This is a genomic window from Ewingella americana ATCC 33852, from assembly GCF_000735345.1.
In the GTDB taxonomy this organism is placed as follows: domain Bacteria; phylum Pseudomonadota; class Gammaproteobacteria; order Enterobacterales; family Enterobacteriaceae; genus Ewingella; species Ewingella americana.
In genome coordinates this window covers 22789-48714 of the sequence record NZ_JMPJ01000057.1, presented here as the reverse complement: position 1 = coordinate 48714, position 25926 = coordinate 22789, and the positions used below count along the sequence as shown (strand labels likewise).

Annotated in this window: 23 protein-coding genes; 16 read left to right on the top strand and 7 right to left on the bottom strand. The window is 53.0% G+C overall.

What is annotated here, in order from left to right:
- Positions 1–289 precede the first annotated feature (289 nt).
- Both GEAM_RS12080 and yfcG read right to left on the bottom strand, forming a co-directional pair.
- On the bottom strand, positions 290–1189 hold the full coding sequence (locus GEAM_RS12080) for a TIGR01777 family oxidoreductase (protein WP_034791791.1): 900 nt from the start codon (positions 1187–1189) through the stop codon (positions 290–292).
- 185 nt (positions 1190–1374) lie between these two features.
- Positions 1375–2004, bottom strand: a complete 630-nt coding sequence (gene yfcG / locus GEAM_RS12075) for a GSH-dependent disulfide bond oxidoreductase (RefSeq protein ID WP_034791790.1) — start codon at positions 2002–2004, stop codon at positions 1375–1377.
- 292 nt (positions 2005–2296) lie between these two features.
- Between yfcG and yfcD the strand changes: the two genes are divergently transcribed.
- Complete coding sequence (gene yfcD, locus GEAM_RS12070; protein WP_084674117.1) at positions 2297–2938, top strand: NUDIX hydrolase YfcD; 642 nt, start codon at positions 2297–2299, stop codon at positions 2936–2938.
- 69 nt (positions 2939–3007) lie between these two features.
- Here yfcD and GEAM_RS12065 read toward each other — a convergent pair whose 3' ends face one another.
- Positions 3008–4024, bottom strand: coding sequence for a LacI family DNA-binding transcriptional regulator (locus tag GEAM_RS12065; protein WP_034791789.1), 1017 nt, complete (start codon positions 4022–4024; stop codon positions 3008–3010).
- Positions 4025–4419: 395 nt separating this feature from the next.
- Here GEAM_RS12065 and GEAM_RS12060 point away from each other — a divergent pair, with 395 nt between their 5' ends.
- From GEAM_RS12060 to GEAM_RS12040, 5 genes are all read left to right on the top strand, one after another.
- Positions 4420–4863: a PTS sugar transporter subunit IIA gene (locus GEAM_RS12060; RefSeq protein ID WP_034791788.1), complete on the top strand. Its 444-nt coding sequence runs from the start codon at positions 4420–4422 to the stop codon at positions 4861–4863.
- A gap of 108 nt (positions 4864–4971) precedes the next feature.
- A complete protein-coding gene (locus GEAM_RS12055) occupies positions 4972–5250 on the top strand; it encodes a PTS sugar transporter subunit IIB (protein ID WP_034791787.1) in 279 nt (92 codons plus the stop codon).
- Positions 5251–5283: 33 nt separating this feature from the next.
- Positions 5284–6660 (top strand): PTS ascorbate transporter subunit IIC, encoded by a 1377-nt coding sequence (locus GEAM_RS12050; protein ID WP_034791785.1) that lies wholly within the window; start codon positions 5284–5286, stop codon positions 6658–6660.
- Positions 6661–6761: 101 nt separating this feature from the next.
- Positions 6762–7595 carry a transketolase gene (locus GEAM_RS12045; RefSeq protein ID WP_034791783.1) on the top strand — a complete coding sequence of 278 codons (834 nt, stop codon included), beginning with the start codon at positions 6762–6764 and terminating at the stop codon, positions 7593–7595.
- Positions 7588–8541, top strand: coding sequence for a transketolase family protein (locus tag GEAM_RS12040; RefSeq protein ID WP_034791782.1), 954 nt, complete (start codon positions 7588–7590; stop codon positions 8539–8541). The genes GEAM_RS12045 and GEAM_RS12040 overlap by 8 nt, the downstream gene beginning before the upstream one ends.
- A gap of 66 nt (positions 8542–8607) precedes the next feature.
- On the opposite strand, the gene pta is transcribed toward GEAM_RS12040, so the two are convergent.
- Both pta and ackA read right to left on the bottom strand, forming a co-directional pair.
- Positions 8608–10749, bottom strand: a complete 2142-nt coding sequence (gene pta, locus GEAM_RS12035) for a phosphate acetyltransferase (protein ID WP_154145630.1) — start codon at positions 10747–10749, stop codon at positions 8608–8610.
- Between the two features lie 157 nt (positions 10750–10906).
- Complete coding sequence (ackA, locus tag GEAM_RS12030) at positions 10907–12109, bottom strand: acetate kinase (RefSeq protein ID WP_034791778.1); 1203 nt, start codon at positions 12107–12109, stop codon at positions 10907–10909.
- Positions 12110–12580: 471 nt separating this feature from the next.
- Between ackA and yfbV the strand changes: the two genes are divergently transcribed.
- The 4 genes from yfbV to GEAM_RS12010 all read left to right on the top strand — a co-directional run bounded on the left by yfbV (position 12581) and on the right by GEAM_RS12010 (position 16406).
- Positions 12581–13036: a terminus macrodomain insulation protein YfbV gene (gene yfbV, locus GEAM_RS12025; RefSeq protein WP_034791776.1), complete on the top strand. Its 456-nt coding sequence runs from the start codon at positions 12581–12583 to the stop codon at positions 13034–13036.
- Positions 13037–13218: 182 nt separating this feature from the next.
- Positions 13219–13713: a YfbU family protein gene (locus tag GEAM_RS12020; RefSeq protein ID WP_034791774.1), complete on the top strand. Its 495-nt coding sequence runs from the start codon at positions 13219–13221 to the stop codon at positions 13711–13713.
- Between the two features lie 73 nt (positions 13714–13786).
- Positions 13787–14440: a sugar phosphatase gene (locus GEAM_RS12015; protein WP_034791772.1), complete on the top strand. Its 654-nt coding sequence runs from the start codon at positions 13787–13789 to the stop codon at positions 14438–14440.
- 133 nt (positions 14441–14573) lie between these two features.
- A complete protein-coding gene (locus GEAM_RS12010; RefSeq protein WP_034791770.1) occupies positions 14574–16406 on the top strand; it encodes an SLC13 family permease in 1833 nt (610 codons plus the stop codon).
- 5 nt (positions 16407–16411) lie between these two features.
- On the opposite strand, the gene yfbR is transcribed toward GEAM_RS12010, so the two are convergent.
- Positions 16412–17011 (bottom strand): 5'-deoxynucleotidase, encoded by a 600-nt coding sequence (gene yfbR / locus GEAM_RS12005; RefSeq protein WP_034791768.1) that lies wholly within the window; start codon positions 17009–17011, stop codon positions 16412–16414.
- A gap of 130 nt (positions 17012–17141) precedes the next feature.
- A complete protein-coding gene (locus GEAM_RS12000) occupies positions 17142–18356 on the bottom strand; it encodes a pyridoxal phosphate-dependent aminotransferase (RefSeq protein ID WP_034791766.1) in 1215 nt (404 codons plus the stop codon).
- Between the two features lie 981 nt (positions 18357–19337).
- On the opposite strand from GEAM_RS12000, the gene lrhA reads away from it, so the two are divergent.
- From lrhA to nuoF, 6 genes are all read left to right on the top strand, one after another.
- Positions 19338–20282, top strand: coding sequence for a transcriptional regulator LrhA (gene lrhA, locus GEAM_RS11995; protein WP_034791764.1), 945 nt, complete (start codon positions 19338–19340; stop codon positions 20280–20282).
- A 709-nt stretch (positions 20283–20991) separates the two neighbouring features.
- Positions 20992–21429: an NADH-quinone oxidoreductase subunit A gene (locus GEAM_RS11990; protein WP_034791762.1), complete on the top strand. Its 438-nt coding sequence runs from the start codon at positions 20992–20994 to the stop codon at positions 21427–21429.
- Between the two features lie 19 nt (positions 21430–21448).
- Entirely contained in the window at positions 21449–22123 is a 675-nt protein-coding gene (locus GEAM_RS11985) for a NuoB/complex I 20 kDa subunit family protein (protein ID WP_034791761.1), read from the top strand.
- 90 nt (positions 22124–22213) lie between these two features.
- Positions 22214–24013 (top strand): NADH-quinone oxidoreductase subunit C/D, encoded by a 1800-nt coding sequence (nuoC, locus tag GEAM_RS11980; RefSeq protein WP_034791759.1) that lies wholly within the window; start codon positions 22214–22216, stop codon positions 24011–24013.
- A gap of 2 nt (positions 24014–24015) precedes the next feature.
- The gene (nuoE, locus tag GEAM_RS11975) at positions 24016–24555 is read left to right on the top strand and encodes an NADH-quinone oxidoreductase subunit NuoE (protein WP_051899494.1); all 540 of its coding nucleotides are present in this window, start codon (positions 24016–24018) and stop codon (positions 24553–24555) included.
- Positions 24552–25922, top strand: coding sequence for an NADH-quinone oxidoreductase subunit NuoF (gene nuoF / locus GEAM_RS11970; RefSeq protein WP_034791757.1), 1371 nt, complete (start codon positions 24552–24554; stop codon positions 25920–25922). Before nuoE ends, nuoF begins: the two co-directional genes overlap by 4 nt.
- Positions 25923–25926 lie beyond the last annotated feature (4 nt).

The window sequence follows — 25926 nt, the reverse complement described above, 5'->3', positions numbered from 1 at the left end:
AAAATCACTGAAACGGTTCGGTTGAAATGCCTCAAAACCGCAGTCAAAAATGGCGCTGAGCGAATGGTTCGAGACTAAAGGCTCGAAGCCTGAAGCGAAGGAACCGCCTAAGCGGCGACATTTTGCGGTGGAGAACGGAAGTACCTGAAACACGTCCGCCCAACCAGCGGAGCGCGCAGTAAAGAGCCGGGGAGTCTTGAGGGGCGCGGCGATAGGCGCCCCTCAAGGCCGGTGTGGCGGCAGCGCACGACCTTGACCTTAAAAGGCTCGCTTGGGAAGCCCATCCCAATCACCCCTTCAGAATGCTCTCAAGCGCCTCCTTCAACTCCTGATGCCCAAACGTAAACCCTGCATCTTCCAACCTCCTTGGCACAGCTCGTTGGCCGCCCAGCACCAGAACGGCTGATTCACCCATCAACAGGCGTACAGCGCCCGCAGGCACTCGCATAAAGGCTGGGCGGTGCAGGACTTCACCCAGCAGGGCGCTGAACTGCTCGTTGCGGGCGGGATAGGGGGAAACCATATTGAATGGGCCATTCAGGGTTTCGTGCATCAACAGGAAAATGATGCCGTTTACCATGTCGTCGATGTGGATCCACGGCATATATTGCTGGCCGTCGCCAAACGGGCCGCCGAGACCGGCGCGGAAGGGCAGCACCATTTTTGCCAGCGCGCCACCTTTACTGGCTAACACCACGCCGGTGCGCAGCAGGCAGACTCGGGTGCGGTCGCTCTCTGCGGCTAAGGCTAAGGCTTCCCAACGGGCGCAGAGTTGCCAAGTGAACTGCTTATTTGGCGGCTCATCTTCGGGCACCAACGCCTGACCTTGGTCGCCGTAATAGCCCACGGCGGAGCCGGAAATGAAGACTGACGGCGGCTTCTGGCTGGCGTTAATCAGGGTGGCGAGGCGCTCGGTGACCTGCCAGCGGCTATCGCATAACTTCTGCTTCTGATCTTTGGTCCAGCGCTTATCGGCGATTGGCTCACCGGCGAGATTGATCACCGCGTCGAAGCCGTCTAAAGAGGTTTTATCTTCCAGCGACTCCCACAGCAGCACCTGCGGGCCAAGCACTTTGGCGGCGCGGGAGGGGGAGCGAGTCAGCGCTGTGATATGGTGCGACTGGCCGAGCAGACGTTCTGTGAGTCGGCGTCCGATAAGGCCGGTGGCTCCGGTTATCAAGATTTTCATAGGCTGGCTCCTTAACTTATTGAATGCCCGTTGGAAGGCTTCTTTTTAGCATAGGTTACTCCTCGCACTAAACACGCGATATGGAGCACATCCTGAGTGAAATATTTTTATCCCCAATGCGTCGATAACCCGCGCGGGTATCGGCAAAAATCACGGCATTGGGGATAACAACGAGGCGTTGTTCGCTACTTCTGATCGGCCACGGCGTAGGCTTTTTGCGTCGCAGGGCGGTTCTTGATGCGTTCAAACCAGTTGCGCACGGCAGGGTAGTCCGCCAGATCAATCCGTTGCCGCTCGTGTGACACTGCCCACGGGTAGGTCGCAATGTCGGCAATGCTGTAGTTTTCGCCCGCAATATAGGCGTTTTTCTCCAGCTGGGTATTGAGCACGTTGTACAGGCGTTGGGTTTCTTGCAGATAACGCTCGATGGCGTAAGGGACGGGCTGCGGGGCGAAGTGGGTGAAATGGTGATTTTGCCCCAGCATCGGGCCGAATCCGCCGACTTGCCAGTAGAGCCACTGGAGTGTCAGGGTGCGTTCGCGTAGCTCTTGGCTGAGCAGTTTGCCGGTTTTGTCGGCGAGATACTGCAAGATGGCGCCAGACTCAAACACGCTAATCGGCGCGCCGTTGTCCACGGGATGATTATCTACAATGGCAGGAATTTTATTATTGGGCGAGATGGCGAGAAACTCGGGCTTGAACTGATCGCCGGAACTGATGTTAATGCGTTGGATTCGATAGGGTATTTCGGCTTCTTCGAGAAAGAGGGTGATTTTGTGTCCGTTGGGTGTTGGCGCGTAATATAAATCAATCATAATGCCTCCTGCGTTATTAGATTTTGTGGCCGACATGCGGCAGAGCGGGATTCTGAAAATAGAAGAATAGCGTTGAATTGTTACTGTATCGGGTGCAACATCCGCAAACTATCAACTTTAGGTTAACATATCAGTTAAGCTTGGTTTCCACTGTGAGACTAGTCTGATGGTTTCCGGCCAAGACTGTCTTAGCTTTAAGCGTGGAACAATGCACCTCTGGCTATTGAAGCGCCCCCGCAGAGACAGATAGAATCAGCGGATACTCAATTTTACCCTTAGAAGGTTTCATAGGATGGCGGAACAAGAGCAGAACACCGGCACCGGCGAATGGGTTGATATCGTCAACGAAGAGAACGAAGTAATAGCTCAGGCTAGCCGTCAACAGATGCGAGCTCAGTGCCTGCGCCATCGTGCCAGCTACATCGTAGTTCACGACGGCATGGGTAAAATCCTGGTGCAAAGACGCACCGAGACCAAAGATTTCTTCCCAGGTTGGTTAGATGCCACTGCCGGCGGCGTGGTGCAGAGTGGGGAGAATGTGTTGGATTCCGCCCGTCGCGAAGCAGAAGAAGAGCTGGGTATTGCTGGCGTGCCTTTTGCCGAGCACGGTATGTTCTACTTCGAAGAGCCAAACAAGTGCCGGGTTTGGGGCGCGCTGTTCAGCTGCGTTTCCCACGGTCCTTTTGCTTTGCAGGAAGAAGAAGTCGACGAAGTGAGCTGGATGACGCCAGAAGAGATCACTGCCCGTTGTGACGAATTCACGCCAGACTCGTTGAAAGCGCTCTCACTGTGGATGACCCGCAACAATGAGAAAGAACACGGTAAGCCATTGGTTCGTGAAGAGAAAATCTTACCGGGCGATCCGCTGCCGGTTGAAACCTCTTCCTTCTCGCTGGGTGATGTTCAGGAAAGTAAAAGTGCCGACGGAGCTTAACGGCTTCTGAGTAAAATGCACCAAGGGGCGGCTTAGGCCGCCCTCTGCGTTTCTAAGGATTATTCAGGCTTAACAACTATCGCGGCGGCAGAGTGATGAGGCAATCGCGACTTCTTCCCACTCTTCATCATTAATGCGCGCCAGCAGGGCCTGCGCCGCGCGGATACCAATCTCTTTGTGCGGAATGGCGATGGTGGTCAACGGCGGCTGACACACCTTGCTCACGTCACTATTACCAAAACCCACCACGGCTAAATCATCTGGCACTTTCACTCTTCGGCGCTGGCATTCGTACAGTACGCCGCAGGCCAGTTCGTCGGAAACGCAGACCAGCGCGTCGAGTTCAGGCCATGCCAGCAAGAACTCAGGCAACTGGCGCGCGCCGGTGGTGAAGTTGGCTGGCTCGGCGGAGTTGATCACCCGATGCACCGACATATGTGCCTTGAGCATGGCTTTGTGCCAGCCTTGCAGGTGCTGCTGGAAGATCCACTGCTCCTGATTGGCGCACAGCATGCCAATGTTTTTATAGCCGCGGTCGATCACCGTTTTGGTCAGTTGGTACATGGCTTCGACGTTATCGATACCGATATTCATATCAATCGGCGATTCGGTAAGCGCGCCAATTTCCAGCACCGGAATTGAGGTGTTATCCAGCCAATTGCGCACGTTCGGCGAGTGCTCGACGCTGAGCAAAATGGCGGCGGCTAAGTTGTAGGAGAGCAGGGTTTCGAGCAGCTTCTCTTCGCGTTCGAGGCGATGCTGCGACTCGGCCAGCATGATTTGATACCCGGCGGGTTGCAGGATCTTTTGCAAACCGGCAAACATCTCGGCACAGCCCGGCTCTGACAGGCTTGGGACAATCATCGCAATGGTGTAGGAAGAGGCGGAAGCGAGCGAGCTGGCGGCCTGATTGGGCAAATAGCCGAGCTGGCTGACGGCCTCTTCAATTTTCTCACGCAGTTTATCCGAAACCTGTTCCGGCGTTCTTAGCGCGCGGGACACGGTCATACTCCCGACACCCGCGAGTTGCGCGACATCGGCCAGCGTCACTCTTCCGGTACTGCGTCGTTTTTTGTTAATCGACATTCACTATCCTGACTCTTAACTGCGCATCTTGCACAGGGCATAGCTAGCTAAAATGGGCCGCAAACCAGAGGGTTCCCGCAAGAACGGCAGGGGTAACAGCGGCAGATGTGATGAATTATCGGCAAATCGTGGACAAAGTATATCCTTATTTCTCATCCCCAATGTTGTCTGATACCTCGGGCTGATTATTTTTGATAGCGCTATCACAGAATCAAATGATAGAAGTTTGGTAGCGCTACCTTTGTGATTTTCGTCACAGATGTTAACGCTATCGCTGAGTAGAGTCTGGATCGTTAATGGGATCGGGGGAGGTTGTTAATATTTATATTCAGACGACCTTTAGGCCCAGTGACACCACAAACTAAGAATTTCAAAAATAAGAGTCAGGAGTTGCAATGCTTAATGATTGGCTGACACCAGATACGATCCACATCAGACACGACATCACTGACTGGCGCGAAGCCGTGAAAGCCAGTGCTGAACCTTTACTGGCGAACGGCACCATTACTGCCGACTACGTTGAGGCGATTTTTGCCCAGCATGAGAAGTTAGGTCCGTACTACGTTTTGGCGCCGGGCATTGCCATGCCACACGCCCGCCCTGAAGAGGGAGCCGAAGGCTTGGGATTATCTTTACTGACACTGCCTCACGGCGTGAAATTCAACTCAGAAGATAATGACCCGGTGTACAGCGTGGTGATGTTAGCCGCGCCGGATAAGCACAGCCATATCGAATTAATTTCTGAGCTGGCGGAGCTATTTTCCAGCGAAGATGAAATGCAGAAGATATTTGCAGCTAAAGATATAAAAACTATTCAGGAAATTATCTCTAAATTCTAATTCCTGAACCAAGGGAATAATGTCAGTTCATCATGGATGCGTAATACGGTACACGTCAGATTAATACTGGTGAGTTACCCTACAAACTTTAAAACACAGGTAAATAACATGAAAATTATGGCGATTTGTGGTTCAGGTTTAGGCAGCAGCTTTATGGTGGAAATGAACATCAAGAAAGTGCTGAAAAAGTTGAATATTCAGGCCGTGGTTGAGCATTCAGATCTCTCCTCTGCCATTCCGGGCGAAGCAGATCTCTTCGTGATGGCGAAAGACATCGCCGCCAGCGCCAGCATTCCAGAGAACCAGTTGGTGGTCATTACTAACATTGTGGATATTAATGAGCTGGAAACCAAGTTAGTCGCCCACTTCGAAAAATATCCTGTGTGATAAGACGATTATTCTAAAAATAAAGAGGTGTATATGTTTATCCAGGAAACGCTCAAGTTTGTGGTTGATATATTAAAAGTGCCTTCTATTTTGGTCGGTCTTATTGCGTTGATCGGTCTGGTCGCACAAAAGAAAAACTTTTCCGATGTGGTGAAAGGCACGGTAAAAACGATATTAGGCTTTCTGGTATTGGCGGGCGGTGCCACGGTATTAGTCGGGGCATTAAATCCTTTAGGCGGCATGTTTGAACATGCTTTCAGTATTCAGGGGATCATTCCAAATAACGAAGCGATTGTGTCTATCGCTTTGGAGAAATTCGGTGCGCCTACTGCCTTGATCATGGCGTTCGGCATGGTGGCTAACCTGATTGTGGCGCGTTTCACTCGCCTGAAATACGTGTTCCTGACCGGCCACCACACCTTCTACATGGCCTGTATGATCAGCGTTATCCTGACCGTCGCTGGCTTTGAAGGCGTGGGTCTGGTGTTCACTGGTTCCCTGACGCTGGGCCTTATCATGGCGTTCTTCCCGGCACTGGCGCAGCGCTATATGCGTCGCATCACTGGCAATGACGACGTGGCATTCGGCCATTTCGGCACCATCGGTTATGTGCTGTCAGGCTGGATTGGTAGCAAGGTCGGTAAAGGTTCTCGCTCTACCGAAGAGATGAACCTGCCGAAGAACCTCAGCTTCCTGCGCGATAGCTCGATTTCTATCTCGCTGACCATGATCATCATCTACCTGATCCTCGCGGTGTTCGCGGGCCAAGTATTCGTTGAGCAGACGTACAGCGCGGGCCAGAACTATTTGGTGTACTCCATCATCATGGCTATCACCTTCGCGGCGGGTGTGTTCATCATCCTGCAAGGCGTGCGCCTGATTCTGGCGGAAATCGTTCCGGCGTTCGTCGGATTCTCTGAGAAGCTGGTGCCTAATGCTCGCCCGGCGCTGGACTGCCCGGTGGTGTACCCTTACGCGCCAAATGCCGTGCTGATTGGTTTCCTGTTCAGCTTCCTCGGCGGTCTGGTTGGCCTGTTCCTGCTGGGGCAGTTCAATCTGGTATTGATTCTGCCGGGCGTGGTGCCGCACTTCTTCACCGGTGCTACCGCTGGCGTGTTCGGTAACGCCACTGGCGGTCGTCGTGGCGCAATGGTTGGCGCATTTGCCAACGGCGTGCTGATCACCTTCCTGCCAGTTCTGCTGCTGCCAGTACTGGGTGCGCTGGGCTTCGCCAACGCCACCTTCTCTGATGCTGACTTCGGCGTCATTGGTATCCTGCTCGGCAATCTGGCTCGCTTCATGTCGAAAGAAGCCATTATGGCGCTGATCGTGGCTATCTTCGCCGCGCTGGTGGCCTACAACTATCTGGCGAAAAAGCCAGCCGCAGAAAAAGCAGTAAGCGAAAAGTAATTCTTCCTAAGTACCACTAACCATCCGGGAAAGCACAAGGTAAGGCCTGTTAGTCATTAACAGGCCGAGCCAAGTGCTAACTAAAATAAGGACCAATAAACATGAAAGATGTCCAAGAGGTTCGTGAGTTTGCTCGTCAAATCCGTATTGAGACCCTAAAAATGCTCACCGGATTAGGCTTTGGTCACTACGGCGGCAGCATGTCGGTGGTCGAAACGCTGGCGGTGCTGTATAGCGACGTGATGCGTATCGACCCGGCCAAGCCCGACTGGCAAGAGCGTGATTATTTTGTTCTGTCGAAAGGCCATGCTGGTCCGGCGCTGTATGCCACGCTGGCGTTAAAAGGCTACTTCCCACAGGCCGATTTGAAAACGCTAAACCAGAATGGAACCAAGCTGCCGAGCCATCCAGATCGCCTGCGCACCATCGGCGTGGATGCAACCACCGGATCTCTGGGGCAGGGCGTGTCTATTGCCACCGGCATGGCGCTGTCGCACAAACTGGCGAAACGCGCTAACCGTGTGTTCTGCGTGGTGGGCGACGGTGAGTTGAACGAGGGCCAATGTTGGGAGGCTTTCCAGTTTATTGCTCACCACAATCTCAACAACCTGACGGTGTTTATCGACTACAACAAGCAACAGCTCGACGGCTTGCTGGATGAAGTGATCAAGCCGTTTGATTTGGCCGGCAAGTTCAGCGCCTTTGGCTTCGACGTGTTGACTATCAAGGGTGATGACATCGTGGCCTTGCAGAATGCGCTAACTCCAGTGCGTAAGGGCGAGCAGCGCCCGCTGGCTATCGTGCTCGACAGCGTGAAAGGACAGGGCGTGAAGTATCTGGAATCACTGGCTAACTCGCACCATCTGCGATTAACCCCGGAAGTGAAACTGGAAATCGAAAACGCCATTGCTGAACTGGAGGCCGCCCATGTTTGAAGTCACGCTGGAACTGAAACCCGACAACATTGAAATGCGTAAAGTCTACGGCAACGTGGTGCGGGAAAAAATCGTCGAGAACACGCCAATAATCGCTCTCGAAGCTGACCTGATGAGCGCCATGGCGATGGACGGCGTACACCGCGACCATCCGCAGCACGTGATTAACTGCGGCATCATGGAAGCCAACGTGATTGGCGTCGCCGCTGGCCTGTCACTGACCGGGCGGGTGCCGTTTGTCCACACTTTCACCGCCTTTGCCAGCCGTCGCTGCTTCGACCAGCTGTTTATGTCTTTGGATTATCAGAAGAATAACGTCAAGGTGATCGCCTCTGACGCCGGTGTCACTGCCTGCCACAATGGCGGCACGCACATGTCTTTCGAGGACATGGGCATTGTGCGCGGCTTGGCGAACTCGATTGTGTTGGAAGTCACCGACGCCGTGATGTTCCGCGATATCTTGCAGCAGCTGGTGGATCTGAAAGGCTTCTACTGGGTGCGCACCATCCGCAAACAGGCGACTCAGGTGTATAAAGAGGGTTCCACCTTCACCATCGGTAAAGCCAACCTGCTGCGCGACGGCGATGATATCACGCTGATTGCTAACGGCATTATGGTGGCAGAAGCGCTAAAAGCGGCGGAGATTCTGGCGCGTGACGGCATCAGCGCGGCGGTTATCGACATGTTCACCCTGAAACCTATCGATAAAGAGATCATTCAGCAATACGCCGCCAAAACCGGCAAAATCGTCACCTGTGAGAACCACAGCATCCATAACGGGCTGGGTTCAGCCGTGGCGGAAGTGCTGGTCGAACATACGCCGGTGCCGATGCGCCGCGTGGGCGTGAAGGAGCGCTACGGCCAAGTCGGCACGCAGGATTTCTTGCAGCAGGAGTACGGCCTGACCGCCGAGCACATTCTGGAGGCGGCGAAACAGCTGCTGTAACGAAATTATGTCCAAAAAAAAACGCCGACTCGATGTCGGCGTTTTGCATTCTGAGCAGGCGAGAAATTAAGCTTTAGCAGCCGCTTCAGCCTGTGCAGATTGAATTGCAGTCAGTGCCACGGTGTAGACGATATCGTCAACCAGCGCGCCGCGAGACAGGTCGTTAACTGGCTTACGCATGCCTTGCAGCATTGGCCCGATTGAGACCAAATCAGCCGAACGCTGAACCGCTTTATAGGTGGTGTTACCGGTGTTCAGGTCTGGGAAGATGAACACGGTCGCTTTACCTGCTACCGGCGAGTTTGGCGCTTTGGACTGTGCAACGTCAGCCATGATTGCGGCGTCATATTGCAGCGGACCGTCGATGATCAGGTCTGGGCGTTTTTCCTGTGCCAGACGGGTCGCTTCACGCACTTTCTCAACGTCGCTACCTGCACCAGAGTTACCGGTGGAGTAGGAGATCATGGCGACGCGTGGCTCGATACCGAAGGCTGCAGCGGAATCCGCAGACTGGATAGCGATTTCAGACAGCTGCTCAGCCGTTGGGTCCGGGTTGATCGCACAGTCGCCGTAAACCAGCACTTGGTCAGGCAGCAGCATGAAGAACACGGAAGAAACCAGCGAGCTGCCCGGTGCAGTTTTGATCAGCTGCAACGGTGGGCGGATGGTGTTCGCCGTGGTGTGAACCGCGCCGGATACCAGACCGTCAACTTCGCCTTTTTCCAGCATCAGAGTGCCGAGAACCACGTTGTCTTCCAACTGCTCGCGGGCAACCACTTCGGTCATGCCTTTGCTTTTACGCAGTTCAACCAGACGCGCCACGTACTCTTCACGCACTACCACTGGGTCCACAATCTGGATGCCTTTGCCCAGCTCGATACCCTGAGCGGAAGCTACGCGTTGGATCTCTTCTGGGTTACCCAGCAGCACGCATTCTGCGATACCACGTTCAGCACACAGAGAGGCGGCTTTTACGGTACGCGGCTCATCGCCTTCTGGCAGCACGATGCGTTTTTTCGCGTTACGCGCCAGTTCGGTCAGCTGATAGCGGAAGGCCGGTGGAGACAGGCGGCGTGAACGCTCGGAGTGGGCGCTCAGTGAGTTGATCCAGTCGCTGTTGATGTGGGAAGCCACGTACTGTTGCAGCTTCTCAACGCGCTGGTGGTCATCTGCTGGCACTTCTAGGTTGAAGCTTTGCAGGCTGAGGGAAGTCTGCCACGTGTTGGTATCCACCATGAAGACAGGCAGGCCAGTTTTGAACGCGCGCTCGCACAGGGTGTTGATGCGATCGTCGATGTCATAGCCGCCAGTCAGCAAGATAGCGCCGATTTCCACGCCGTTCATCGCCGCCAGACAGGCTGAAACCAGCACGTCAGGACGGTCAGCGGAGGTCACCAGCAGCGAGCCCGGACGGAAGTGCTCTAGCATGTGCGGGATGCTGCGCGCGCAGAAGGTCACGGATTTCACGCGGCGAGTCTGTATGTCACCTTCATTGATGATTCGCGCATTCAGGTGCTTCGCCATGTCGATGGCGCGAGTGGCGATCAGCTCGAAGCTCCAAGGAATGCAGCCCAGCACCGGCAGCGGGCTGTTAGCGAACAGCTGGCTTGGGTCAACGTTGGCCACGCTTGCTTTGGTTGAGTCATCGAAGATTTCAGACAGGTCAGGGCGCGTACGGCCTTGATCATCAACCGGGGCATTCAGTTTGTTAATGATAACGCCGGTAATGTTTTTGTTTTTGCTGCCGCCGAAGCTGCTACGTGCCAGCTCAATGCGCTCTTTCAGCTGTGCCGGGGAGTCATTGCCCAGCGCGATAACGAAGACGATTTCGGCATTCAGGGTTTTGGCAATTTCGTAGTTCAGGGCGTTAGCGAACTGATGTTTACGGGTTGGCACTAAGCCTTCAACCAGCACGACTTCTGCATCTTTGGTGTTTTCGTGGTAACGAGCGATGATCTCTTCCATCAGCACGTCCTGCTGGTTAGAGCTCAACAGGTTTTCCACGTGGTTCATTTTCAGCGGCTCGGCAGCAGGAACGCTGGAGTTGGCGCGGATAATAGTGGTGGTTTGGTCTGGCGAATCGCCACCGGTGCGCGGCTGGGCGATAGGCTTGAAGATGCTTAGGCTAACGCCTTTTTGTTCCATGGCACGGATCACGCCAAGGCTGACGCTGGTCAGACCGACGCTGGTGCCTGTAGGGATCAACATAATTGTACGGGACACGGCTAAACCTCTCTGGAATGCCAGACGGACGTAGAACTTGAGTAAGGAAGGTGCGATGACTGCTTAACGCGGCTGCTTCCAGACTGGCTACGCTCGCCTAATTAAAGAAAACTGCCAGCAGGCGCTGGCAGTGGGATGCATCTTATGCGGTCAGGCGAGCCGCATCTTGAGCGATAACCAGCTCTTCGTTGGTCGGGATGACCAGCGCGGTACGCGTGCCTTCTTTATTGATAGCGCCAGACTTGCCAAAGCGCGCTGCGAGGTTACGTTCGTGGTCGATTTCAAAGCCCAGCAGGCCCAGTTTGTCGAGTGCGAATTCACGAACCATCGCGGCGTTTTCACCGATACCGCCGGTGAAGACTACGGCGTCCAGACGGCCTTCCATCAGGGCTGCGTAAGAACCGATGTACTTAGCCAGACGGTGGCAGAAGACGTCCATTGCGCGTTTAGCGTCGGCTTTAGTCGCGTAGTTATCTTCAACATAGCGGCAGTCGCTGGTGACTTCAGTCAGGCCCAGCAGGCCGGATTCTTTGGTCAGCATTTTGTTGATCTGGTCAACACTCATGCCCAGAGCGTCGTGCAGGTGGAAGATGATTGCCGGGTCGATGTCACCACTGCGGGTACCCATCACCAGACCTTCCAGCGGGGTCAGACCCATGGAAGTATCCACGCATTTACCGTTACGGATTGCGCTAACAGAGCCGCCGTTGCCCAGATGGCAAGTGATCAGGTTCACTTCTTCCACTGGCTTGTTCAGCATTTTCGCGGCTTCTTGCGTCACGTAGAAGTGGCTGGTGCCGTGTGCGCCGTAGCGACGAACGTGGTGATCTTTGTACAGGCTGTACGGCAGCGCGTAGAGGTAAGACTCTTCCGGCATAGTTTGGTGGAACGCCGTGTCGAACACTGCCACGTTTTTGTCAGCCAGTTTCGGGAAGGATTTCAACGCTTCAGCGATACCGATCAGGTGTGCTGGGTTATGCAGCGGTGCAAACGGGATAGATTCTTTGATACCCTGAATGACTGCATCATTAATAAGCATTGATTTGGTCAGTTTTTCGCCGCCGTGAACGATGCGGTGACCGATTGCCACCAGTTCAGCAGAGAGTTCAGGTTTTTTGGACAGGATGTTATCAACAATGAACTTCAGAGCTTCACTGTGCGCAGCGCCAGCGCCAAGTGCGGCTTCTTCTTTACCACCGTCCATTTTCCATTTGATGCGGGCTTCTGGCAGATGGAAACATTCGGCTAAACCTGAGATGTACTCTTCGCCATTCGCAGCATCAATGATGGCGAACTTAAGGGAAGAGCTGCCACAGTTAAGAACCAGAACTAGCTTACTCGACATGGAAGTACCTATTTATTGTTGGTGCTGTTTAAGATAAAAACAAAACACGTGGTTAATAAATCGTCAATCAGACATCAAGCGTAGCGCATAATGGCGGTGACAATTATGATTAACATCATGCCAACGAAGAAAAGCGGCATGACAGTGATAAAGCTGGGGAATCTTTTGCCAACGGCCGAAACCGGGCGGTGATGAATCACCTTTTATGCTGACAAAACATCTCTTAATGAGTGCGTCAGACCCCTCAGAATGTTACTTATTAGGGCTTTAATCGGTAAAAACGCTAACAAATAAGACAATAATTAATTACAAAAGGCACCAAGCGGAGGCAAGATGAAGCAACGCCCCGAATTTGCGGGGACAGGATACCGACTGGTGCCTGCAAAAACAAAATATATTTAATCGTGCTAAAATCCCGTTTGTTATTTACAACTATTTTTTAATTATTATATGTGAAGTTGAGGTGCACCCATGACCAGTAAGCCATCAGGTTCTGTCAGTTGGTTTCAGGTATTCCAGCGCGGGCAACATTATATGAAGACTTGGCCAGCCGATAAGCGTCTGGCGCCAGTATTCCCCGAGAACCGTATTTCGACGGCGACGCGTTTTGCTGTGCGCTTTATGCCACCTTTGGCCGTTTTCACGTTAACTTGGCAGATTGCCCTCGGCGGCCAGCTCGGCCCGGCGGTTGCCACCTCTATCTTTGCCTGTAGCTTGCCGATGCAAGGTCTGTGGTGGTTAGGTCGCCGTTCGTTAACGCCGCTGCCGCCAACGCTGCTGACGTGGTTCCACGATGTACGCAATAAGCTGGCCGAAGCAGGGCAGGCGCTGGCACCGGTAGAAGGTACGCCGACCTACCAGTCGCTGGCCGATGTGCTTAAGCGCGCCTTCAAGCAGCTGGACAGAACCTTCCTCGATGATATTTAACGGATGCGCTGCATCCGTTTTTCTTTGCGCTATTGCTTGCATCAGTAGCGGCCATCACCAGTGAATCGTCTTCATTTCTACTCAGATTATGTGTCTAAATCAAAGAATGGTGAGCTTGAGATTTCACGCTAGTTTGCCCTGTGTCATGCTTTGTTCATTATGCATACTTGAGGAAATTCACGATGGAAATGACCAACGCCCAACGCCTGATTTTATCCAATCAATATAAAATGATGACCATGCTGGACCCGGAAAACGCCGATCGCTATCGCCGGTTGCAAACGGTGATTGAGCGCGGCTTTGGTCTGCAAATGCGCGAGCTGGATCGCGACTTTGGCGAGCTGTCGGAAGAGACCTGCCGTACCGTCATCAACATTATGGAAATGCACCACGCGATGCAGGTTTCATGGACCAATCTTAAAGATACTCAGGGGCTGGATCGCCGCCGTCTGGACTTCCTTGGCTTCGACGCCGCAACAGAATCCCGCTATCTGAGCTATGTTCGCTTTATGGTGAACACCGAAGGCCGCTATACTGACTTCGATTCAGGAACCCACGGGTTCAACTCACAGACCAAAATGTGGGAAAAATACCAGCGTATGCTCGCCGTCTGGCAGGCATGTCCACGCCAATATCATCTAAGCGCGGTCGAGATCGCGCAGATTATTAATGCCTAAATTGCAACCCGAGTGATGAAGCCGTAGCCACCAACGCTGCGGCTTCAAGCATAAAGGGGATAAGGAGTTGATTGTGGAGTGTAAAGGTTTCTTGTTCGACCTTGATGGAACGTTAGTCGATTCACTACCTGCGGTAGAGCGCGCCTGGATTAACTGGGCATTGAGTCGCAGTATCAGCCCGCAAGAGGTGCTGGCGTTTATTCATGGCAAGCAGGCAATCACTTCTTTGCGTCATTTTATGCCGGGCGAAAGTGAAGAGAACATCCAGCGCGAATTCCAAAAGCTCGAGCAGATTGAAGCCACCGACACTGAAGGCGTAACCGCGCTGCCGGGGGCACATTTGCTGCTTAGTGAGTTGAATCGCCACAATATTCCTTGGGCGATTGTCACGTCAGGCACCGTGGCCGTGGCCCATGCCCGCCACGCGGCGGCCAATTTGCCGAAGCCAGAAGTGTTTGTCACCGCGGAACAAGTTAAACACGGAAAGCCGCAGCCTGATGCTTACCTGCTGGGCGCGGAGCTTCTCGGTTTAGCGCCAGAAGAGTGCGTGGTGGTGGAAGACGCCGCCGCCGGTGTAATGGCGGGCTTGGCGGCAGGCTGCAAAGTGATCGCGGTTAACGCGCCTTCAGACACGCCGGGGATTGAAGAGGTCGACATGGACCTTAGCACCCTTGAAGTCATCGTGGTGGAAGCTGATGGCCAGAAAGTGATGGTTGGCCTGCGTTAATATCACATTGCTGATTAAAACGACGATTTCGTTGATATGAACCCCGCTTCGGCGGGGTTTTTTTATGGCATGCTTTCAGGCATGGTGTCTCAGCTTGCGGCCTTTTACTTTTCATCACAAACGGAGCCTTGTTTTGACCAGTGAACTGATATGGGTGTTGTTGCTATTAATTGTGGCGATGGTGCTGTTCGCCAGCAATAAATTGCGTATGGACGTGGTGGCTTTGCTGGTGATTGTCGCTTTCGTGATGAGCGGCACTCTGACGCTGCACGAGGCGATGGCTGGGTTCAGTGACCCGAACGTGATTCTTATCGCCGCGCTGTTCGTGATTGGGCACGGGCTGGTGCGAACCGGCGTGGCTTATCAGGTTGGCGAATGGCTGATGAAGGTCGCGGGCAACAGCGAAACGCGCATGCTGGTGCTGCTGATGCTTACCGTCGCCGGGCTGGGGGCCTTTATGAGCTCGACCGGCGTGGTGGCGATTTTCATCCCCGTGGTGTTAAGCGTCGCTGCCAAAATGAAAACCTCTCCCGCCCGCCTGATGATGCCGCTGAGTTTCGCCGGACTTATTAGCGGCATGATGACACTGGTCGCCACGCCGCCAAACATGGTGGTAAACAGTGAGTTGCTGCGTGAAGGCTTTGACGGCTTTGGCTTTTTTGGCGTGACGCCGATTGGTCTGGTGGTATTGATGATGGGCGTTGGCTATATGCTGATTGCCCGCCGCTGGCTCTCTGGCGAAAACAGCGGCGTTAAAAAAGAGGACTGGCAGCGCCGCACCTTCCGCGACCTGATCCGCGATTACCGATTGACCGGCCGGGCAAGGCGGATGGCCATCCGTCCGGATTCTCCGCTGGTGGGCAAAACGCTGGATGACCTGCATCTGCGCTCGCGCTACAGCGCCAACGTGGTGGGGATTGAGCGCTGGCGAAAATTCCGCCGCATCATGGTCAGCGCCACCGGCAGCACCGAACTGCGGGCCAGAGACGTGCTGCTGGTGGATATGGCCGACAGTGAAATCTCCGTCAGGCAATTTCTGACTGATGAAAAGCTCGAGCCGATGGTGCTGCGCGGCGACTACTTCTCCGAGCAGTCCCGCGATGTCGGCATGGCAGAAGTGTCGCTGATCCCCGATTCCGAGCTGCTGGGCAAGAGCTTGCAGCAGGTGAGTTTCCGCTCGCGCTACGGCCTTAACGTTGTTGGCATTCGCCGCAACGGCGAGGCTCTCGAAGGCAAGCTAATCGACGAAGAGCTGCAATTGGGCGATACCTTGCTGGTTATCGGCGACTGGAAGCTTATCCGCCAGCTTCAACAGCAAACTCACCATTTTATCGTATTGAATCTTCCTGCCGAAGTGGACGACGTCGCGCCTGCCGTCAGTCAGGCTCCGCACGCGTTATTTTGCCTGGCACTGATGGTGGCGCTGATGCTGACGGACGAAGTGCCGAACGTGATTGCCGCCATCGTCGCCTGCCTGCTGATGGGCAAATTCCGCTGTATCACCATGGAGGGAGCTTATAAGTCCATTCACTGGCCGAGTCTGCTGCTGATTGTGGGGATGATGCCTTTTGCGCTGGCTTTGCAGAAAACTGGCGGGGTGGCGCTGATCGTTAAAGGGCTGATGGATGTCAGCGGCGGCCACGGCCCGCACATCATGCTGCTCAGCCTGTTTGTGCTCTGCGCGACCATTGGGCTGTTTATTTCGAATACCGCCACGGCGGTGCTGATGGCGCCGATTGCCATTGCCACGGCCCAGCAGATGGGGCTGTCGCCTTATCCTTTTACCATGATTATTGCGATTGCGGCCTCGGCAGCCTTTATGACGCCGGTCTCTTCACCGGTGAACACGCTGGTGATGGTGCCGGGCAATTACAGCTTCAGTGACTTTATCCGCATTGGCGTGCCTTTTACGCTGATGGTGATGGCCATCAGCGTGTTTCTGGTGCCGCTGCTGTTTCCGTTTTGAAGCGATTAGAGCGGGGAGTCGAGGCTGATTTCATCCAGTGACAGGCTAAAGCTCGGAATGAAGACGTCCATAAAGTAGTCCATTTCCGGGCTTTTACGCAGCGCCAGCGTCTTCTCCAGACGCGCCTTCGCCAGCTTAAATTCGTTATTACCGGCCGACAGCTCTTCCAGACATTTCAAATAGGCGCACAGGGCATCAGCCTGTTTCACCGTCAGCTTCTCCTCTTCACTGTAATAGTGCTCGTCAATCAGTGAACGGAAATCATCTTGCAGTTCCAGCGGCAGCATCTCGATCAGCTTCTGCTGGGCAATTTTCTCGATCTTTTTGTATTCGTGAGCAATCTGCGGATTGTAATACTTGATAGGCGTCGGCATGTCGCCGGTCAGCACTTCGCTGGCGTCGTGGTACATCGCCAGAAGCGCGACGCGTTCGGCATTGAGGTTACCGTTGAACTTGCGGTTTTTGATCACCGCCAGCGCGTGGGCGACGAAAGCCACCTGCAGGCTGTGTTCAGAGACGTTTTCCGTACGCACGTTGCGCATCAGCGGCCAGCGGCCAATCAATTTCAAACGAGACAGGTGGGCAAAGAAGTGGCTTTGGCTCATAACACTCTCAAATATCTACGGCGAATGAGCACTATTGTGAGCATGGAACGGGGCCGGTGTCACCCTGAGAACAACAAAAATCATTGAGAAGGAGCAGGGCGTCGGCAGCGCGACGCCCTGAAAGACTCATTTACTGACGATAAGTCTCGAGGAAGCGACCGAGTTTGCCGACGGCCATTTCAAGCTCGTCAACGCGCGGCAGGGTGACGATACGCACGTGGTCAGGGTAGGGCCAGTTGAACGCCGAGCCTTGCACCAGCAGGACTTTCTGCTGCAACAGCAGATCCAGCACCATCTTCTGGTCGTCGTGAATATTGAAACGCTTGGCGTCAATTTTCGGGAACATGTACAGCGCGCCTTTGGGCTTCACGCAGGAGACGCCGGGGATCTGGTTGATCAGCTCCCAGGCTCTGTCACGCTGCTCGTACAGGCGGCCGCCCGGCTGAATAAACTCGCTGATACTCTGATAGCCACCGAGCGCGGTTTGGATCGCGTGCTGCATCGGCACGTTGGCGCACAGGCGCATCGACGCCAGCATTTCCAAGCCTTCGATATAGCCTTTGGCGTGTTTCTTCGGCCCGTTCAGCACCATCCAGCCTTGGCGGAAACCGGCCACGCGGTAGGTCTTCGACAGGCCGTTAAAGGTGACGGTCAGCAGGTCCGGCGCCAGCGAGGCAATGGAAATGTGCTCGGCTTCGTCGTACAGAATCTTGTCGTATATTTCATCGGAGAAGATGATCAGGTTGTGCTCGCGAGCGATCTTGACTATCTCCAGCAGCAGCTCTTTGCTATAGACCGCGCCCGTTGGGTTGTTCGGGTTAATGATCACAATGCCGCGAGTGCGCGGGGTGATTTTGGCGCGAATGTCGTCGAGGTCCGGGAACCAGTCGGCTCCTTCGTCGCAAAGATAATGCACCGCGTTACCGCCAGACAGCGAAACGGCGGCGGTCCACAGTGGGTAATCGGGGGCCGGAACCAGCATTTCGTCGCCGGTATTGAGCAGTGCCTGCATCGATTGCACAATCAGTTCAGACACGCCGTTGCCGATATAGATATCTTCAACGGTGATGTCACGCATATCGCGGGCCTGATAATGCTGCATGATGGCTTTACGGGCGGAAAAAAGGCCTTTCGAGTCACAGTAACCCTGAGCGGTCGGTAAGTTTCGGATAACGTCGACCAGAATCTCATCAGGCGCATCAAAACCAAACGGGGCAGGGTTGCCGATGTTCAGTTTGAGGACCTTATTACCTTCTTCTTCCAGACGTTTTGCTTCTTTGAGTACCGGGCCGCGAATGTCGTAGCAGACGTTGTCCAGTTTGCGGGATTTTTCAATCGGGGACATGTAATGATGAGCCTTTTATGTAAAGCCTGTTCTTCCTTGGCGCTAATGCCTTGGAACAAAGCGAAGCTGCCAATTTACTCCCACTGAGGGCGGTTTTGAAGGGCAATGCCCAGCTTTGGTGCAAAACATTACTCACCCTGTGGTTAGTGAAGTAAGTGGAGGCGTTGCATTTTTTAGTTAGATGAAAGCACTGCGATTTGTGTTTTTACTAGATAGATGTTCTGAGGTGGGTGAGTGTGCGATAGATCGGCGTAATGCAGAGCGTACAGAAAGAGGGAAAAACACCCAAAATCATGCTCGTAAGTTACCGGATAATAAGGGGATTTTAAAAAATTGAACTGAGTTGAGTTCTTAGGTGTCTCTTTAGTGTATAAAAGATATCCTAAAAGGCTGCAATGTATTCTTTGCAAAGACTGGACAAATTAACAGAGCTGATTCGCATTTTATGCCAATGCTTTTGTCAGCACTTTGTAAGTTCAGCTAGGAATATATTTCTTTTGGGATACAAACTTCATTCTAAAATTTGTGGGAAAATTCTTAAGGTTGGTTTAACTCATTAGACCTATTCAAAGTAAGTCTTCGAGGTGAATCAATGAATTTATTGGATTATATTTCTTTGGGTAAAATACATTAATTAATAATGCTTATATTTCTGTGTGAGTTTAATGCGGTTTAGTCCCCGCAGGGCTTGCTGTCTGCGGCTCTGTGTCGCAAAAGAAACTCTCAGATAAATATGACTAAAAAATCTCAATTTAGTAGTTCTAATCATTTTTATTAATTTAGGTTGAGCAGATAATTGGTCATTTAGAGCATAAAAAAGGGAATACTCCCTATAAAATTGATTCGTATTGCAGAAATATTTCTCATTTCCGCTTATCTAATGAGTGAGTATGCGTCATATCTGGTATTCTGCATTTTGCGGGAACTTTGCCGCATCAATCAGGGTAGCTTGTTATTAGATTTTAAAAGTGAAGAAAAACTATGACAAATGCAAATCGTCCAATCCTCAATCTTGACCTTGATCTGCTGAGGACTTTTGTTGCAGTTGCTGATTTAAATACGTTTGCTGCTGCCGCAGCGGCCGTGTGTCGTACGCAATCAGCCGTTAGTCAACAAATGCAGCGTCTCGAACAACTGGTAGGTAAAGAGCTGTTTGCCAGACACGGACGTAATAAGTTATTGACCGAACACGGTATTCAACTGCTTGGCTATGCTCGCAAAATTTTGCGCTTCAACGATGAAGCCTGTACCTCCCTCATGTACAGCAATGTGCAGGGTGGCATCACTATTGGTGCATCAGATGACACTGCTGACACCATCTTGCCGTTTTTGCTGAGCCGGGTAACGTCGATTTACCCTAAGTTATCTATTGACGTCAGAGTACAGCGTAGTCCGTTTATGCTGTCTATGCTCGAAAATGAAGAAATTGACTTAGCGATCACCACGGTGACCACGACCGATCACCCACACATCGTGTTGCGCACCTCGCCAACGCTTTGGTATTGCTCAGCTGACTTCTCTTACCCGTCGGGCGACAGCGTACCCTTAGTTGTACTCGATGAGCCTAGCCCTTACCGTACCATGGCAATCGATTACCTGAACCAAGCTGGCATCCCATGGCGCATTGCTTATGTGGCTTCCACGCTGTCTGCCATTCGCGCAGCGGTGAGAGCTGGTTTAGGGGTCACTGCACGACCTATTGAGATGATGAGTCCTGAACTTCGCGTTCTGGGCGAGCAGGAGGGCTTACCGCGCCTGCCTGACACTCAATATGTGCTGTATAAGAACGCGCAGAGTGAAAACGAGCTGGCAATGGCAATTTTCAATGCCGTGGAGCAGGGGAATGATCCTTACTCTTTGAGCGCCTATGCTCAAAGCTCAGTGGCCGACGATGACCACAGCGTGATTGCCGAGCCTAAACTCTAAGCAGATCTTCTGCTGCCACTTTACCCCCACCCCTGAGCTTTTCGGGGATGGGGGGTAAAGTGTTATGCTTCTAAAGAGGTAGTTAAACTAATCAAAATAAAGTCTTTGCTGAAATTTTTACCCCTGACGCCCATTTCCTTAAGTAAACCTCTTCCCGCACCTGCCAGAAAGCCACTGTTTTCTTCGATCCAGAAAGCCTAAAAACCGACTAAAACGCCCCTGTTTTCGATCTTTATCCTAGGCACGAAACTGCTTTGAAATTTAAGTTTTTCAAAAAAAGTTGTTAAATCGCTGTGCTTTTTGCCACCAAACTTGCCCAAACTGTGTCCTGGATCAAAAAAATAACCTTGTTTAGTGAGTGGAAGAATCGCTTATTCCTGCGACAATGCTATTGTTGCAATCGACGCATTAAATCCCGAGAACATGCCTTTGTTCTATCAAACTATTTTACTGACTCGATTTAGCACATCGGCGTCGCATGATATGTTAATAAAATGATAAGCATGTAAATTAATGTGGAGATACTTTTGTCTAAGTTGACAAAAGGTTATAGAAAGGAGTAAAAAGCCCACAGTAAATCACTGGCTTAAACCGTTTATAAGCCGTGAAACGGTGTGGTTATTAATCCTTCCCTTGAATCGATGTGGTGTGCAAGCTGCCGTTAAAGAGCAGATGCGATTGCGCCGCTTTTGATGAGTAAGCTAAGAGTATGTCAACAGCCACTGAAGTTATCGCTCAACACTGGGCGTTCGCGGTATTTCTGATCGTCGCAATAGGTCTTTGTTGCCTCATGTTACTGGGCGCAGCGTTCCTTGGCGGGAGAGCCAGAGCGCGATACAAAAACACGCCTTTCGAATCTGGTATCGCATCCGTGGGTACCGCCCGCATGCGTCTTTCCGCCAAATTCTATCTAGTCGCGATGTTTTTCGTCATTTTCGACGTGGAAGCCTTGTATCTCTATGCATGGTCAACCTCTATCCGTGAAAGCGGGTGGGTCGGGTTCGTCGAAGCCGCCATTTTCATTTTAGTCCTGTTAGCCGGTCTGTTTTATCTGGTGCGTATTGGCGCATTGGACTGGACACCAACACGTTCGAAAGGACCTGTTAAACCGAGCCCAGCGATTAACACCAACAGTCATCCGCAGTAAGTAATAGCGAGGCAATAAGATGGACTATACGCTCACCCGCATAGACCCGGACGGTGAGAACGACCGTTACCCCCTGCAAAAGCAAGAGATCGTCAGCGATCCTCTGCAAGAACAGGTAAAGCGCAGCGTCTTCATGGGGAACCTCGAAGAGGCGATGCATGGGATGGTGAACTGGGGTCGCAAAAACTCCCTTTGGCCGTATAACTTCGGCCTTTCGTGCTGCTACGTTGAAATGGTGACGTCGTTTACTGCGGTACACGACGTTGCTCGTTTTGGTGCTGAAGTTCTCCGTGCTTCTCCGCGCCAGGCCGATTTCATGGTAGTTGCAGGAACCTGTTTTACCAAGATGGCCCCGGTTATTCAGCGTTTGTATGACCAAATGCTTGAGCCGAAATGGGTTATCTCGATGGGCGCATGCGCGAACTCCGGCGGTATGTACGACATTTACTCCGTGGTTCAGGGTGTAGATAAGTTCTTACCGGTTGACGTGTATATCCCAGGTTGCCCGCCGCGTCCGGAAGCTTACATGCAGGCCCTGTTACTGCTGCAAGAATCTATCGGCAAAGAACGTCGCCCGCTGTCGTGGGTTGTTGGGGATCAGGGCGTTTACCGCGCGAATATGCAATCTGAGAAAGAGCGTAAACGCGCAGAGCGTATCGCCGTGACGAATCTGAAGTCTCCTGACGAGATTTAACACTGCGGTCTGAGAGTCAACCCTGAGGGGCGGTTGGTAGCAATACACCCCCTTACGGCATAAATGACCATTTAGTGTGGTGAAAATAAAATGACAGATTTGACGACGCAAGACACCGCTCAGCCAGCATGGCAAACCCGAGATCATCTTGATGATCCGGTCATCGGCGAATTGCGTAACCGTTTTGGGCCTGAGGCCTTTACTGTTCAACCGACCCGTACCGGCATACCCGTGGTGTGGATCAAGCGCGAACAGATACTGGAAGCGATCACCTTTTTACGAAAACAGCCAAAGCCTTATGTCATGCTGTTCGACCTGCATGGCGTAGATGAGCGTTTACGTACTCACCGCGACGGTTTACCGGCCGCGGATTTTTCCGTTTTCTATCACCTGATCTCCGTTGAGCGTAATCGCGACATTATGCTCAAAGTGGCGTTGTCAGAAAACGACCTGCACCTTCCGACCATCACCAAGGTGTTCCCGAACGCCAACTGGTATGAGCGCGAAACGTGGGAAATGTTCGGCATTACCTTCGACGGCCACCCGCACCTGACGCGCATCATGATGCCTCAGACGTGGGAAGGGCACCCGCTGCGTAAAGACTATCCGGCCCGTGCTACCGAATTCGATCCTTTCGAGCTGACTAAGCAGAAAGAAGATCTGGAGATGGAGTCACTGACTTTCAAGCCTGAAGATTGGGGCATGAAGCGCGGCACCGAAAACGAGGACTTCATGTTCCTCAACCTCGGTCCAAACCACCCGTCTGCGCACGGTGCGTTCCGCATCATCTTGCAGCTTGATGGCGAAGAGATTGTCGACTGCGTTCCGGACGTGGGTTACCACCACCGTGGTGCGGAAAAAATGGGCGAGCGCCAATCTTGGCACAGCTACATTCCGTACACCGACCGTATCGAATACCTCGGCGGCTGCGTTAACGAAATGCCTTACGTGCTGGCAGTTGAAAAACTGGCTGGGATTACCGTAGGCGACCGCGTTAACACCATCCGCGTGATGCTGTCTGAACTGTTCCGTATCAACAGCCACCTGTTATACATCAGTACGTTCATTCAGGACGTCGGTGCGATGACCCCAGTGTTCTTCGCGTTCACCGACCGTCAGAAAATCTACGATCTGATCGAAGCCATCACCGGCTTCCGTATGCACCCGGCCTGGTTCCGTATCGGCGGTGTTGCACACGACCTGCCGAAAGGCTGGGAACGCCTGCTGCGCGAATTCCTCGACTGGATGCCTGCTCGTCTGGACTCTTATGTTAAAGCTGCCCTGAAAAACACCATTCTGATTGGTCGTTCGAAAGGCGTTGCGGCTTACAACGCGGAAGACGCGTTGGCATGGGGTACCACGGGTGCAGGTCTGCGCGCGACCGGTATTGATTTCGACGTGCGTAAATGGCGTCCATATTCTGGTTACGAAAACTTCGAGTTTGAAGTGCCAGTGGGCGACGGCGTCAGCGACTGCTACTCACGCGTTATGCTGAAAGTAGAAGAGCTGCGTCAGAGTCTGCGCATTCTGGAGCAGTGCTACGCCAATATGCCAGCAGGCCCGTTCAAGGCCGATCACCCGCTGACCACGCCGCCACCGAAAGAACGCACGCTGCAGCATATCGAGACGCTGATCACGCACTTCCTGCAAGTGTCTTGGGGTCCTGTCATGCCTGCGCAAGAATCTTTCCAGATGATTGAAGCGACCAAAGGGATCAACAGCTACTACCTGACGAGCGACGGCAGCACCATGAGCTACCGTACCCGCGTTCGTACGCCTAGCTTCCCGCATTTGCAGCAGATCCCGTCAGTTATCCGTGGCAGCCTGGTATCCGATTTGATCGTCTACCTGGGCAGTATCGATTTTGTAATGTCAGATGTGGACCGCTAACGATGACAGATATCAATAAAGACTCAGAGGTTCAGTACATCAACGTCTCCGAGCCGAGCGCAAAACCTGCTGCGTTCGAGCTTAACGACGCTGAGCGTGAAGCGATTGAGCACGAAAAACATCACTACGAAGATGCCCGCGCGGTGTCGATCGAAGCGTTGAAAATCGTGCAAAAACACCGTGGCTGGGTGCCAGATGGTGCGATTTACGCCATCGCTGAAATCCTCGATATTCCTGCCAGTGACGTCGAAGGCGTGGCAACGTTTTATAGCCAAATCTTCCGCCAGCCGGTGGGTCGCCATGTGATTCGCTATTGTGACAGCGTGGTGTGCCACATCACCGGTTATCAAGGCATTCAGGCGGCAATCGAAGAACAGTTGCATATCAAGCCGGGCCAAACGACTGAAGATGGTCGCTTCACCCTGCTGCCGACCTGCTGTTTGGGTAACTGTGACAAAGGCCCGACGATGATGATCGACGAGGACACTCACAGCTACCTGAAGCCGGAAAACATTGGTGAATTATTGGAGCGTTACTCATGACATTCCAGGGATTTACGCCAAAACAGATTAACCGCACGCCAGAGATGCATCCGCTGACCTGGCGTATGCGCGATGATAAGCAGCCGGTTTTCCTCGACGAATACCGTAGCAAAAATGGCTACGTTGGTGCTGAGAAAGCGCTGAAAGGTATGGCTCAGGATGACGTGGTCACGCTGGTCAAAGACGCTGGCCTGAAAGGTCGCGGCGGCGCAGGCTTCTCCACTGGTCTGAAGTGGAGCCTGATGCCGAAAGACGAAAGCATGAATATCCGCTATCTGCTGTGTAACGCCGATGAGATGGAACCGGGCACTTATAAAGACCGTATGCTGATGGAGCAAATGCCACACCTGCTGGTGGAAGGCATGCTGATCGCCGCATTCGCGTTGAAAGCCTACCGTGGTTACATCTTCTTGCGCGGCGAGTACATCGAAGCAGCAGTGAACTTACGTAAAGCCATTGAAGAAGCCAAAGCCGCTGGGTTCCTGGGGAAAAACATCCTCGGTACCGGTTTTGACTTTGAACTGGTGGTGCACACCGGCGCAGGGCGTTACATCTGTGGTGAAGAAACCGCGCTGATTAACTCCCTTGAAGGCCGCCGTGCTAACCCGCGTTCCAAACCACCTTTCCCAGCATCGTCTGGCGTATGGGGCAAACCAACGTGTGTAAACAACGTTGAAACCCTGTGCAACGTGCCGGCTATCGTTGAGCACGGCGTGGATTGGTACAAAGGTATTTCCGCAGGCAAAAGTAATGATGCCGGTACCAAGATGATGGGCTTCTCCGGCCGGGTGAAAAATCCGGGCGTTTGGGAGCTGCCGTTTGGTATCACCGCACGTGAAATCCTCGAAGATTATGCCGGTGGCATGCGCGATGGTCTGAAATTCAAAGCTTGGCAACCGGGTGGGGCAGGGACGGACTTCCTGACCGGCGACCACCTCGACCTGCCAATGGATTTCGAAAGCATCGGTAAAGCGGGTAGCCGTATGGGTACTGCGCTGGCAATGGCCGTTGACCACGAAATTGGCATGGTTTCCCTGGTGCGTAACCTGGAAGAGTTCTTCGCTCGTGAATCTTGCGGTTGGTGTACGCCATGCCGTGACGGTTTGCCGTGGAGCGTTAAGATCCTCCGCGCGCTGGAACGTGGCGAAGGCCAACCGGGCGATATCGAAACGCTCGAGCAGCTTTGCCGCCAGCTTGGTCCGGGCAAAACCTTCTGCGCACACGCGCCGGGTGCCGTGGAGCCATTGCAGAGTGCGATTAAATATTTCCGGGACGAGTTTGAGGCGGGCATCGCCAAGCAGCATTACAGCAATGCGCGGGCGATTGGCGGTATTCAGCCAAACAACCTGCTGAAACAGCGCTGGTAGTGAA